Raw genomic sequence first — 12510 nt, 5'->3', positions numbered from 1 at the left:
CGGCGTAGCAGGCACACGCTACGGGCACGCGTTCGGGTTCCGCACGGAGCACCGGCTCGTGGACGCCGGACCAGGACGCCCGGGGCGGCCGACCTCAGCGCAGGGCGGCCCGCAGTGCAGCCCGCCTCAGCGCAGCGCGGCCCGCACCACCGCTTCGCCCGCGCGGCGCAGGGCCCGCCCGATCTCCCCGGGCTCGACTCCCCCGCCGGCGGCCATCGCACCGTCCCGCAGCATGACGAGCTGCACGGCGGCCACCCGCGCGTCGGGCAGCCCGAGCTCGGTGAGCAGGTCCTCGGCGGTGCGGCGCAGCCACTCGCGGTGACGCTCGGCGACGACCCGCACGGGGTGCGTCACGTCCGGGTACTCGGCCACGGCGTTGAGGAACGGGCAGCCGCGGAAGCCGTCGCCGCACACCTGCGTGCCGAGCTGGTTCGCGTACTCGGTCAGGACCGCCGCGGGGTCGCCCGCGTGCCGGGCGCGCCAGGACGCGACGGCGGCCCGCTCGGCGGCGGCGACCGTCTCGAGGTACGCCTCGACGAGCCTGTCCTTGGTCGGGAAGTGACGGTAGAAGGTCACCTTCGTGACGCCCGCCTCGGCCATGACCGCGTCCGCGCTGACCGCACGGATGCCCTCGCGGTAGAACCGCGGCGCAGCGACCTCGAGGATGCGCCGGGCGACCTCCGACTGGCCGCCGTCACGCGTGGGGTGCCCGACGACGGGGGCGTCCGACGACGCGGCAAGGGTCACCATGCGCCCATCCTCCCGCTCAGGGCCGGTCGGCTGCGACCGCGTGGCCCCCACCGGCACGCTCCGCCCGGGCTGCCCGGCCGGCCCGGTACTCGCGCCACGCACCGGTCGACCACAGCGCCCACAGCACGAGCAGGGGCTGGCCGAGCAGGCGCACGGCCCGCGCGAGGTCGGTGTCGAGGCCGAACGCGTCGGTCCGCGTCACGAGCTGGGAGATGTTGCCCGGGAAGATCGCGACGAAGAACGCGGCCGCGACCCAGCCGACGGCGGGCCGCCAGCGGCGCGGCGCGAGGAGCAGGGCCGTGCCGAGCGCGATCTCGACGACGCCGGACACGACGACGACCGCGTCGGGGTCGGCCGGGAACCACGTGGGCACCTGCGCCTGGAACTCCGTGCGGGCGACGGTCAGGTGGCTCACGCCCGCGAGCGCGAGGTTGGCCCCGAGCAGCACCCGGCCGACGGTCCGGCGCACGCTCATGCGTTGGCGGGCGCGGCGGCGTCCGTCGTCGTCGTCAGGCGCACCGCGATGTTGCCGCGCGTCGCGTTCGAGTAGGGGCACACCTGGTGCGCCTTCTCGACCAGGCGCTCGGCGACGTCCTGGTCCAGGCCCGAGACCTCGACGTGCAGGGCCGCCTCGAGCCCGTAGCCGCCCGACCCGTCGGGCACGAGCCCGATCTCCGCGACGACCGCCGAGTCGCTCAGCACGGTCTTCTCGGCCGCGGCGACGGACTTGAGCGCCGAGTGGAAGCACGACGCCCAGCCGGCGGCGAAGAGCTGCTCGGGGTTGGTCCCGCCGCCGGGGCCGCCGAGTGCGCTCGGGACGGCGAGCACGACGTCGAGCGCGCCGTCGTCGGTCGCGGCACGGCCTCCCGCGCGGCCCTCGCCGGTCGCGGTGGCGACTGCGGTGTACAGAGCGGCCATGATCGAGCTCCCTTGGTAGACGTACTAGTCCACCTACCGTAGCACGGGCGAATCACCCACCGGATTCACCCACTTCGCCCACGCGCCGACGTGACCGGGCGTCACAATGGTGCGTGACGCGCCTCACCCGGCCGTCGAGCGGAGGTGCGCCGTGACCGTGACACCGATCCGGCCCGCCGCGAGCGCGCCGTGGCTCGATGCCGTGGTGCAGCGCGGGACGCGCATCCGGCCGTGGGTGGGCGCCCTCGCCATCGCCGCGCTGCTCGTCGGCTGCTGGTCGGTGGTCTACGTGAGCGGCGGCACCCAGGCGGCGATGCCGCACCTGTTCTACGTGCCGATCATCCTGGCCACGCTCCCCTTCGGGCTGCCCGGCTCCCTGGCCACCGCGGTCGCGGCCGGTGTCATGTGCGGGCCCCTCATGCCGCTGGACGTCGCCACGGGCGAGCGGCAAGAGCTCACGAGTTGGCTCATCCGGGGCGGCATGTTCCTCGTCGTCGGCGCCGTGGCGTCGTTGTCGCTGCGGCTGCGCGAGCGCGCCTACGAGCAGCAGCTGTCCTCCGAGCTGCGGGAGACCATGTCGGCGTCCCCCGCACCGGCCACCGACGAGAGCCTGGTCCCGCTCGTCGCCGACATGATCGCCACGCGCCGCTTCCACACGGTGTTCCAGCCGATGTACTCGCTGCTCACCGGCAGGCTCGTCGCCGTCGAGGCGCTCACGCGGTTCGACGTCGAGCCCTACCGCTCACCCGACCGCTGGTTCGCCGCTGCCGACGCCGCCGGGCGTGGGGTCGAGCTCGAGGTCGCGGCCCTCGCCATGGCGCTCGAGACCGCGGCGGACCTCGACCCGACCATCGAGCTGTCGATCAACGCGTCACCGTGCGCGCTCGACGACACGCGCCTCATCGAGCTGCTCACCGTCCACCAGGGCCGCCAGCTCGTGGTCGAGATCACCGAGCACGCCGTGGTCGAGGACTACCACCTGCTCGAGAAGATGGTCGCGAACCTGCGGACCCTGGGCGTCAAGATCGCCGTCGACGACGCCGGCGCGGGGTTCGCGAGCCTGCGGCACATCGTCCATCTCGAGCCGGACATCATCAAGCTCGACATCTCCCTGACCCAGGACCTCGCGGCGAGCCCGCTGCGGCGCGCGCTGGCGGGCTCGCTGATCGACTTCGCCCACAGCACCGGCGCGCAGCTCGTGGTCGAGGGCATCGAGGAGGTCGCCGACCTCAACGCCTGGACCGCCCTGGGTGCGCACGCCGCGCAGGGCTTCCTGGTGGGGCGGCCCGGGCCCCTGCCGGCGCCGTCGGTGTCCCCTCTGATCACGACGCTGCAGCACAGCCGCCGCGGCTGACCCGGGGGCCGGGGCGGCTCGTGCCGGCCGCCGTCTGGTAGGACCGTGGGCATGACGCAGCACCAGTGGACCCCTGAGCACACGCTCGACCTCACGACGGCTGCGGCCCTCGTGGCCGAGCAGTTCCCCGAGCTCGCAGGCCTGCCCGTGCGCGCGTTCGACTCGGGCTGGGACAACGTGGTCGTGACCGTGGGCGATGCGTGGGCGTTCCGGTTCGTGCACCGCCAGGTCGCGCTCCCCGGCGCACGCCGCGAGCTGGCCGTCCTGCGGCACCTCGCCGACCGCTTCCCGGTGCCCATCCCGCACCCCGTGTTCGTCGGCACCCCGACCGAGGCCATGCCGTGGCCGTTCTGGGGCACGCGCCTGCTCCCCGGGCAGGAGATCGCCCAGACACCCGTGCCCGACGTCGCGCGCACGCGCGTCGCCGCCGCGGTCGGCGGGTTCCTGCGTGAGCTGCACGACCCGGCCCTGGCCCGTGAGACGGTCGATGCGGTGGGGCGCGACGGCGTCGACCTGCCCGTGGACCCGATGCGTCGGGCCGACGCCGCCACGCAGGCGGGCCGAGCCCGCGAGCAGCTGACGACCCTCGTCGACGAGAGCCTGTGGCAGCCGGACCCGCGCGTCGACGCACTGCTGGCGACCGCCGCGGGAGCCGGCCCGGCGTCGGGTGAGCCCGTCCTCGTGCACGGTGACCTGCACGTGCGGCACCTGCTGGTGTCCGCGGACGGTGAGCCGACCGGGGTCATCGACTGGGGCGACACCGCGCTGGGCGACCCGGCGATCGACCTCATGGTCGCCTACGCGGCCTTCGTCGACGACGCACGCGCGGCGTTCCTGACGGCCTACGGCGACGTCCCGCCCGACCGCGAGCTCCGCGCACGGACGCTCGCCGTGCGCGTGAGCTCGATGCTCGCCGTGTACGCGGCCGCGGAGGGCATGACAGCCCTGCTCGCCGAGGCTCTGGCCTGCCTGGACCGCGCGGTGCGCTGACCGGGTGCGCTGCCTTCGTCAGCTCCCCGCGGAGAGAAGGGCGGAGACGTCGCCCCAGGCGAGCGTGCCGTCGTCGCTCGGCGCCCAGAGCACCTCGGTCGCGCTGAAGTTGCTGCTACCCGCCGACGCCGATCCGAGGATCACCCAGCCAGTACCGGCGTCGAGCACGACGCCCGAGTAGGACTGCGCCTGGGCGGACTTGGCGGGCGACGACGGGTCGGCGGCGCCGGTCGTCAACGACACGACGTTCAGGCCATCGCTGGCCATGAACGTGAGGCGCCCGTCGAACGCGCTGATGGCCGTGAAGTCGCCGAGCTGGTCGATCGCATCCCGGCCGATCGTCAGGACGGTGGACTGGCTCGCCGGGTCGTAGACCTCGAGGCGCCCCATCGCCTGCAGGCCCGTGATCGGGTCACCGATGAGGTACCCGAGCGCGCGGTCCCGGATCTGCGTCCCGTGCAGCAGGTCGATCGTGACGCCCGGTGAGCCGCCGACGTTGGTGACGCCCACGACCCCCGGGGCGGACTCGTCGTAGGAGAAGCTGTCGGTGTCGCTCCCTCCGTACTGCCAGGCGGTCGCCCCTGTTGCCAGGTCGAAGCCGCGTACCCCGTTGCGGTCGCAGCCGAGCGCGACCACGCCCGCACCGGCGTACATCGGTGTGGTGCTCGAGAAGCCGCCCCCGCACTCGGACGTCCAGGTGAGCGCACCGGTGTCGACATCGATCGCCTCCGCCAGGGTCACGGCCGGCGCTGCCTCCCCGACGAGCCCGTCACCGAGGACGACCACCGTGCCGCCCACCAGTCCGATCTCTTGCACGGTGCGGTCGGAGACCCCGTCGCGGACAGGCAGCACAGCCTCGCCGACCTTGGTGCCCTCGATGTCGAACGTCCGGATCACCATCTGCAGCGAACCGGCGACCAGCCCGTCGTTCGGAGTCCGCTCGAGGGAGATCAGGGCCATGGCGGTCGCAGCCGTGGGGTCACGCTGCACGCGCAACCACCGCGCCTCGACGCGGGACACGTCCCACTGCGCGTCCTCCACGACGGTGCCGCCCGTCTCGGTACCCGGCCCGTACAGGCGGTACGCACGCGTCTGCCCGTCGTCCGCGTAGCCGGACGTGACGACGACGCGCGGGCCGAGCGCAACCGTGTCCTCACCGGCCACGCCGAGGGACCGGGACACCACGGCCGGGGTTGGAGGCTCGGGGCTGGGCTCGATGACCTCCTGCTGCACGCTCTCCTCGACCACGGGCGCGGTGTCCTCGGGAGCCGGCTCGGTACTCCCTCCAGAGCCACAGCCCACCAGAGCCGCGGTCAGGCCCATGAGGACGATCCAGCGTCCGGCTCCACGTCGGGTCAGCACGGCTTCCCTTCCTCACGAGTGGTTGCTCGTGGACGAGTCGTTGCCCGTCCAGCACGGGTGCGGCACGACGGCCGACGGGTCGCACGCAGGGGGCTGGCCGCCTGCGTGCGACCTCTCGGGGCGACGTCCGGTCGTGACGTTAGGCGCGACGGTCCGGTGCCCGTGCGCACGCGCGCGTTCGGGTCCGTTCGGACATCTCGCGACGCGCCGACGGTGGCCAGCGTCAGGGCGTCAGACCCGGGGCGTGGCCGCGCTGCTCACCGAGGCCCTGGCCTGCCCGGGCCGCGCGGTGCGCTGGTCCCGTGCGCTGGTCTGGTGCGCTGCTGTCAGAGCGGCGGCGGAGCGGCGACCAGATCGGAGAGCTCTTGGGCGACGGCACCGATCTCCTCGTTCGTCGCGCGACGCGGATGGGACGCTCCCACTCCGCGACGATGTCGATCGCAGTGGCGACGCAGCCCGAGAGAACCCGTAGCTCCTCCGGGTCGAGCGACACGGCGACGTGACCGTCGTCGTCGTCAACCAGGTTGAGCCGTTCCCACAGATCCACGACGTGGGCCTTGTCGGCACCGACCGTCGGGAGCCTCCCGTCGACGGACGTCTCCAGCGCCTCGTTGATGCAGTTCATGACGATGCGCATCTCGTCGCGGCTCATCACGATCGCGTGGGCGCCGAGTCCTGTCGCAGCGTGCTTCACGGTCGGGTTGCCTTCCCACGCTCACGTCCGGGACGTCCCCGCCCCGACCACGCACTCCCGATCACGTGGGCTCCGTGCTGTCGTACGCGTCGAGCAGCTCCGCGAGGAGCCTCCTCGCGTCACCGACGCTCGCTCCGGTGCGTGCAGAGAAGTCCGGCAGGCCGAGCGCGTTCGTTGCCTCGTTGACGCACTGCGAGAGGATCCGCACGTCGTCCCGGTCCAGGACGACGGTGACCCGGTCATCGATCGCCGCCTGCGGGCCGCTCATCGGAGTCCCTCGAAGTACGCCCGCCCGGGCGAAGACGGAGGAGCAGACGCCGGCGCGCGGAGGGCCCGGGTTCCCGACTCCGGGGGCTCCCGCAGAGCGCGCAGCGTCGCGAGAATCGCCGCGGCTTCGTCCGTGCTCGCGCCGACGCGCGTGGAGAACTCACACACGTCGATCCCGCTGAGCGCCTCCTCGACTCACGCCTGCAGCGCGCGGAGCTCCGTGCGGTCGAGCGAGAGAGCGATGCTCCCGCCAGCCGCGTCCGCCAGTTCGTAGTTCACGTCTTCCCCCAGATCACGTTCTTGGATTGCCCCGCGGCGGGCGCCGTCACGTCTGTCCGACGCTCCTGTACGCCGAGAGCAGCTCCTCCTCCAAGGCGCGCACCTCGAAGGTCTCAGCCCCCATGAGGATCGGGAACTCCCAGTCATCGTTGGCGTCGACCGCCTCTCGCAGGCAGGCGGCGAGGACGAGCACCTCTCTCCCGCTGAGGACGACGGTCATGGCATCGCCCAAAGCCGGCTCGAGGCTCTCCATCGACGTGACATCCACGCCGCTCCCGTAGACAGCCGACAGTCGCTCCACGAGTGCCTGCAGATCGGCGGCCGTCACGTCCGTCGGCGGCGTGGTCTCCCACGTGCCGACCTCGCGGAGCGCCACACGAACGCAGCTTCTGATGATGCGCAACTGATCGCGGAGCATGAGGAACTCGATCTCATCGCCGCCCATGTCAAGCCTGTCGTATCTCAATCGAGCTCCAGAAACGCGATGTATCCATTCCACGGCCGGTACACGGAGCCACCGTGCGCGGTCTTCGAGTCGTGCACCACAAGCACATCATCCTTCCAGAAGCCCGTACGGCCACGAGGAAGGTCCTTGCCCTCGCCTTCCCGGATCGTCGTCTCGGCGATGCGCACGAGGTCCTCCTTGGTGCGGACCTCGGGGAACTCCTTCTGGTCGATGACGTGCTTCTGGAACGCGTGCCCCTCCAGCACCATCTTCTCGGCGGCCGCGCGCGCGTTGAGCCGGCTCGCGGTCACGGCGGGCGCCTCGGGCGCCGCGCCCTTGGCGACGCTCTCGGCCCCCTTGGCGACGCTTGCTGCCGCCTTGGCGGGCCCAGCCCCCTTAGCGACGCTGGCGGCGCCCTTGCGGAGGCCGCTGACCACCTTGGGGCCGATGATGCCGCCGCCGCCCATGCCGGCCGTCGCCGCGCTCACGGCGATCTCCGGCGTCGCCCGGGCGCTCGCGAGTCCCGGGTTGGTCCGCCACGTCTCGTAGTCCGTCGCCTGCTTGAGGAACCCGACCGGGTCCTTCACCCCCGCGTACAACGCGGCGCCCGTCGCCATCGCGTCCTCGGCCACGCCCAGGGGATCGATGACCACACGGAGCGGGTTCGACTTCACGACCCCGTCGACCATCGAGCCGACGCCCTGGAGCAGACCTCGCCACTTCTGGGACCAGCCGAAGCCGATGTGGTCGGCATAGGTGGGCAGGTCGGGCGCGCTCTCCGCGAGCTTGAGCAGCGCCTTCGCCGTGTCGGCCGCCGACCTCTCGACCGCCTCGCGAGCGTTCGACGCGATCGCCGCAGCCTCGCGCATGGCGCGGTCGGGAAGGGCATCCCCCACCCGGGCCCCGGCCGGTCCGCCGCCCCCGGCACGCGACGCAGCGGTCCCGGGCGTCGCCGCTGCCGCGACCCGCGCGGCTCGCTCGGCGGCACGTTGCGCGGCCTTCGCGGCCGCGGCGGCCTCACCGAGCTCCCTCAGCGCCCAGGCGACCACGTGCCCGTGCCGTTCGAGGTGCGCGGCCGCGGCCGCGGAGTCGTCGGCGGACTGGAGCAGCGCTCTACGGACCAGACCCAGCGTCTCGCCGAACGCGTCGGCCGCAGCGCCCGTCCACCCGCCCAGGTCGAGCCGTCGCAGGGACTCCGCGGCCTCCTCGAACCCGGTTGCCCGCACACGCAGGCCGTCGGCGTCCTCGAAGAAGGCGCCCGGTCGGCCGAGCTCGGCGGCCGTGCCCGCAGGCACCGCCAGCTCAGCACGCATCGACGTACATCCGCATGCGCAGCGCGGCGGCCCCGGCGTCGGCCTCCGCGTAGTGGTCCGCCGACGCCCGGAGGCCCTCCGCGAGCCCCTCGAGCGCGGCGCCAACCGTGAGGTCCCGCTCGACCCAGGCGCCCTGGAGGGCACGGGCGGCGTCCTGAAGAGCGGCGACGCCGTAGGCGGAGCGCTGTTGCAGGCACGCCCGGCGCGGGTCCGCGAGCTCCTCCTGCGTCCCCAGCAGTCGCTTGCCCGACCCGTGCAACGCGTCCCAGTCGACCTCGAACCCCTGCGCCATCAGCCCTCCTCAGCCGGACCTGCCCCTGCGTCCCTCACCGGCCCCTCGGCCGTGCCCCTTGTCTACTGGCGGGTGCTCGGCTGACGGACGGGGGCGGGACCTGCCTGTGGACGACGACGGGGCTGTGGACGAGCGCCCCCACGCACGACGACGGGGCCACCGCTCGTGCGCGGTGGCCCCGTCGGGGAGGTCGAGGTCCGGCTGCCGGACCGGTGCGGCTCAGCGCCAGGCGCCGGCCGCGGCGCTCAGGCCTGAGGTGCGAGGAGGAAGCCGGTGCCCTCGGGGGACGCCGTGGCGTCGAGCTGCTGGTCAGCGAGGATCTGCGAGGTGGCGGGCTCGACGAAGACGCGCGCGCCCTCGGCCTCGATCACCTCGTCACCGGCCACGGGCTCGGGGACGAGCGAGAGCTCGAAGTTCCCGACCTGCTGGTCGGACTCGGCGATCCGCAGACCACCCTCCTGGGGCAGGCCTGCGCGGGTCGCGATGTCCTGGACGGCGGTGCGGGCGTTGTCGGTCAGCGTGAGCATGGATGCTCCTTCGTTTGCCGGGGTCGACGCCCACGACGAAGGTCCGCCCGGGCGTCTCGGGCTCGTCCACCGTCACAAACCAGGGCTGGTCGGGCAACCGCACGGCACCCACGTGTCCACCACCCGGACGTGATGATCATGGTCCAGCACGAACCCGCCGGATTGGCAGGACGGGCGCCATCCCGTCCGACCGCCCGTCAGGGGCGCTCCCCTCTGGGGCCACCCTCGACCGGGAGCCTGTCACCGACCCGCGGCTTCTCGCCCGTGGCCTCCCGTTCACCCGTGGTCTCGCGCTCCGCGGTGTGCTCCCGCTCGGCGATGACCTCCTCACCCGGACCGGTGAACGCCTTCGACCGCTCCACGGCCCAGAGGCTGCCCGTGAACAGGTTCGAGTCACGGCCCTGGTCGAGGCGGACGGTCTGCTCGGGTGCGTCAGGCGCCCCGGCCCCTGCCCTGTGCCGTCGCCCCGCCGCGCCGAGGACCGCGGTCTCACCGGTCGGCGTCCCGCCCGTCGTGCCGCCCGTCCCACCGGTCGAGCCGGCCGGCACGCCGGGCACGTCGGCGGACCCTGCCGCGTCGAGGACCCGCCCCGCACCCTCGAGCCGGGTCCGCGGCAGCGCCTCGGGGTGCTCACGCTGCAACCAGGCGACCAGTCCCTCGCGCACCTGGCACCGCAGGTCGAACAGCGTCGGCGCGTCCGCGGCGCTCGCGAGGGCCCGGACGCGCACGTAGCCGCCCGTGCTCTCCGTCACCTGGAGCACACCGACCCGGTGGTCCCACAGCTCGCTCTCCTGGAGCAGGCGCGTGAGCTCGGTCCGCATCGCCTGGACGGGCACGGCCCAGTCGAGGTCGAGCTCGACGGTGCCGAGCAGGTCCGCGGCGCGTCGGGTCCAGTTCTCGAAGGGCGTCGTCGTGAAGTACGTCGACGGCAGGATCAGGCGACGGTCGTCCCAGACGTGGACCACCACGTAGGTCATGGTGATCTCCTCGATCCGGCCCCACTCGCCGTCGACGACCACCACGTCGTCGACCCGGATCGCGTCGGTGAACGCGAGCTGGAGGCCCGCGAAGACGTTCGCGAGGGAGGTCTGCGCGGCGAGGCCGGCGACGACCGACAGCAGACCGGCCGACGCGAAGATCCCCGCACCGGCGGTCCGCGCGCCCTCGAAGGTCATGAGGACGCCGCCGATCGCGGCGACCACGAGGATCGCGACGGTCACGCGGCGCAGGATCATGATCTGGGTGCGGACGCGGCGGGCGTGCCTGTTGTCCGCGACGTCGGTCCGGTACCGCGCAAGCGCGGCGTCCTCCGCGACGAAAGCCATCGCACCGATGAGCCACGCGACCGACACGATCACGCCGATGAGGAGCGCGTGCTCGACGCCGAGGCGCCAGTCCGGGCCGGCGGGCGGCGGGTCGGTGACCGCGCGCAACGCGATCCACACGGCCGCGAGGACGAGGACGACGCGCAGCGGGCGCCGTCCCCGGCGGGCCATGTCGTTCGCGATCCAGGTACGTCGCCCGACGGCACGGATCACCGCCGCGAGCACCTCGGCGAGCACGAGCGCGGCGATGAGCGCACCGGAGATGGCGAGCACGATCACGACGCCCGACGCGGAGCCGGACGGCACCACGACGGGGCCCTCGAGCGGCAGCGTCGCGGTCATGGCATGGGGATACGTCACGTGTGGGGGCACCGACCCAGGCTAGATCGGCTCGGCGTGCGGGTCGCCCGGTGCGGGTCTAGCGTCCCGATCAGGGCCGGGCACTCCACGGCCCGCACAACCGACGGAAGGCACTTGCCATGACAGTCACCGGCATCATCACCGCGATCATCGTCGGGCTCATCATCGGCCTTCTCGGACGCCTCTTCGCTCCGGGGCGCCAGAACATCTCGCTCGTCGTGACGATCATCGTCGGCATCCTCGCCGCGCTGCTCGGGACCTGGGTCGCGAGCATGCTCAACCTGGCCGAGACGAACGGCATCGACTGGATCGAGCTCATCATCCAGGTCGCGATCGCGGCCCTGGGTGTCACCATCGCCGCCAACATGCTCGGCAGCCGTCGTCGCGCCTGACGGCACGCTGCTCGACGCTCTCCTCCTCGAGAGCGCGGTGCCCCGGGGTCCCTGACCGCCGGGGCACCGGTGCGTCCGGACCGGACCACCGGAGGCGCCGGTGCGTCCGGACCGCTCCGGCCCGACGCGTGTTCGGCTTTGTTGATTTTCTTTCGAGTTTGTCGGTATGGTGGATCCATGACCTGGCTAGTGACCGGCGGAGCCGGCTACATCGGATCGCACGTCGTGCAGGCCTTCCTCGCGGAGGGCCTGGACTGCGTCGTCGTGGACGACCTGTCGAGCGGCCACGCGTCGTTCGTCCCGCCCGAGGTTCCGCTCGTCCGCACCAGCATCCTCGACACGGCCGCGATCACCGAGACGCTCCGCGCGCACGCCGTGACCGGCGTCGTCCACCTCGCCGGGTTCAAGTACGCCGGGGTGAGCGTCCAGCGCCCGCTGCACACGTACGAGCAGAACGTCACCGGCACGGCCCACCTGCTGCAGGCCATGGCCGACGCCGGGGTCGCGAGCATCGTGTTCTCCTCGAGCGCCGCCGTGTACGGCACGCCGGACACGGACCTCGTGACCGAGGCGACCCCCACCGCCCCCGAGTCGCCCTACGGCGAGTCCAAGCTCATCGGCGAGTGGCTGCTACGTGACGTCGCGCGCGCGTCCGCGGACACCGAGCGGCCGCTGCGCCACACGTCCCTGCGGTACTTCAACGTGGTCGGCTCCGGCAGCCCCGACCTCTACGACTCGAGCCCGCACAACCTCTTCCCGCTCGTGCTCGACGCCCTCGTCGCAGGCCGCACCCCGCGCATCAACGGCGACGACTACCCCACGGCGGACGGCACCTGCGTGCGGGACTACGTCCACGTGGCCGACCTGGCCGTCTCGCACGTCGCCGCCGCGCGCGCCCTCGAGGCGGGCCGCCCCCTCGAGCCCGTCTACAACCTGGGCAGCGGCGACGGCGTCTCGGTGCGGGAGATCATGACGGCGATGGCGCAGGTCACGGGCATCGCCTTCACGCCTGAGATCACGGCCCGCCGCCCGGGCGACCCCGCCCGCATCGTCGCCTCGGGCGAGCGTGCCGCGCGCGACCTCGACTGGCGCATGCGCCACACGCTCGACGAGATGGTCGCGAGCGCCTGGAGCGCCCGCCAGCAGGCATCCGCCTGACCGGATCGGCGCCGCCCGACGCCCGGACGGTCGGTCGGTCGACGGTCGGCGACCCGTGACGATGGCAGCCATCCGCCACGGCAC

At 73.1% G+C, this 12510-nt stretch carries 15 protein-coding genes; 4 read left to right on the top strand and 11 right to left on the bottom strand.

The window, feature by feature from the left end; translation table 11 throughout:
• Positions 1-126: 126 nt before the first annotated feature.
• The 3 genes from FZ988_RS13810 to FZ988_RS13800 are packed head-to-tail and all read right to left on the bottom strand — an operon-like array spanning position 127 to position 1668.
• Positions 127-750, bottom strand: coding sequence for a TetR/AcrR family transcriptional regulator (locus FZ988_RS13810; RefSeq protein ID WP_149204605.1), 624 nt, complete (start codon positions 748-750; stop codon positions 127-129).
• 16 nt (positions 751-766) lie between these two features.
• Entirely contained in the window at positions 767-1225 is a 459-nt protein-coding gene (locus FZ988_RS13805) for a DoxX family protein (RefSeq protein WP_149204604.1), read from the bottom strand.
• Positions 1222-1668: an organic hydroperoxide resistance protein gene (locus tag FZ988_RS13800; protein ID WP_149204603.1), complete on the bottom strand. Its 447-nt coding sequence runs from the start codon at positions 1666-1668 to the stop codon at positions 1222-1224. The genes FZ988_RS13805 and FZ988_RS13800 overlap by 4 nt, the downstream gene beginning before the upstream one ends.
• 151 nt (positions 1669-1819) lie before the next feature.
• Between FZ988_RS13800 and FZ988_RS13795 the strand changes: the two genes are divergently transcribed.
• Both FZ988_RS13795 and FZ988_RS13790 read left to right on the top strand, forming a co-directional pair.
• Positions 1820-3022, top strand: coding sequence for an EAL domain-containing protein (locus FZ988_RS13795; RefSeq protein ID WP_188079109.1), 1203 nt, complete (start codon positions 1820-1822; stop codon positions 3020-3022).
• A gap of 51 nt (positions 3023-3073) precedes the next feature.
• Positions 3074-4012, top strand: coding sequence for a phosphotransferase (locus FZ988_RS13790; RefSeq protein WP_149204601.1), 939 nt, complete (start codon positions 3074-3076; stop codon positions 4010-4012).
• 18 nt (positions 4013-4030) lie between these two features.
• Here FZ988_RS13790 and FZ988_RS13785 read toward each other — a convergent pair whose 3' ends face one another.
• From FZ988_RS13785 to FZ988_RS13750, 8 genes are all read right to left on the bottom strand, one after another.
• Positions 4031-5260, bottom strand: a complete 1230-nt coding sequence (locus tag FZ988_RS13785) for an outer membrane protein assembly factor BamB family protein (RefSeq protein WP_188079108.1) — start codon at positions 5258-5260, stop codon at positions 4031-4033.
• 337 nt (positions 5261-5597) lie between these two features.
• Positions 5598-6026 (bottom strand): hypothetical protein, encoded by a 429-nt coding sequence (locus FZ988_RS13780; RefSeq protein WP_149204599.1) that lies wholly within the window; start codon positions 6024-6026, stop codon positions 5598-5600.
• A 103-nt stretch (positions 6027-6129) separates the two neighbouring features.
• Positions 6130-6336 (bottom strand): hypothetical protein, encoded by a 207-nt coding sequence (locus FZ988_RS13775; RefSeq protein WP_149204598.1) that lies wholly within the window; start codon positions 6334-6336, stop codon positions 6130-6132.
• Positions 6337-6660: 324 nt separating this feature from the next.
• On the bottom strand, positions 6661-7059 hold the full coding sequence (locus FZ988_RS13770) for a hypothetical protein (RefSeq protein ID WP_149204597.1): 399 nt from the start codon (positions 7057-7059) through the stop codon (positions 6661-6663).
• 17 nt (positions 7060-7076) lie between these two features.
• Positions 7077-8372 (bottom strand): putative T7SS-secreted protein, encoded by a 1296-nt coding sequence (locus FZ988_RS13765; RefSeq protein WP_149204596.1) that lies wholly within the window; start codon positions 8370-8372, stop codon positions 7077-7079.
• A complete protein-coding gene (locus FZ988_RS13760; RefSeq protein WP_149204595.1) occupies positions 8362-8664 on the bottom strand; it encodes a hypothetical protein in 303 nt (100 codons plus the stop codon). The genes FZ988_RS13765 and FZ988_RS13760 overlap by 11 nt, the downstream gene beginning before the upstream one ends.
• A 245-nt stretch (positions 8665-8909) precedes the next feature.
• On the bottom strand, positions 8910-9191 hold the full coding sequence (locus FZ988_RS13755; RefSeq protein WP_149204594.1) for an adhesin: 282 nt from the start codon (positions 9189-9191) through the stop codon (positions 8910-8912).
• A gap of 197 nt (positions 9192-9388) precedes the next feature.
• Positions 9389-10858 (bottom strand): mechanosensitive ion channel family protein, encoded by a 1470-nt coding sequence (locus tag FZ988_RS13750; protein ID WP_188079107.1) that lies wholly within the window; start codon positions 10856-10858, stop codon positions 9389-9391.
• A gap of 137 nt (positions 10859-10995) precedes the next feature.
• Here FZ988_RS13750 and FZ988_RS13745 point away from each other — a divergent pair, with 137 nt between their 5' ends.
• Positions 10996-11268: a GlsB/YeaQ/YmgE family stress response membrane protein gene (locus FZ988_RS13745; RefSeq protein ID WP_149204593.1), complete on the top strand. Its 273-nt coding sequence runs from the start codon at positions 10996-10998 to the stop codon at positions 11266-11268.
• Positions 11269-11445: 177 nt separating this feature from the next.
• Positions 11446-12426, top strand: a complete 981-nt coding sequence (gene galE, locus FZ988_RS13740; protein ID WP_149204592.1) for a UDP-glucose 4-epimerase GalE — start codon at positions 11446-11448, stop codon at positions 12424-12426.
• Positions 12427-12510: the final 84 nt, after the last annotated feature.

This window comes from Actinotalea subterranea (genome assembly GCF_008364845.1).
In the GTDB taxonomy this organism is placed as follows: domain Bacteria; phylum Actinomycetota; class Actinomycetes; order Actinomycetales; family Cellulomonadaceae; genus Actinotalea; species Actinotalea subterranea.
Note: the sequence above shows the minus strand (reverse complement) of the source record. Positions and strands in the feature narration are given on the sequence as shown.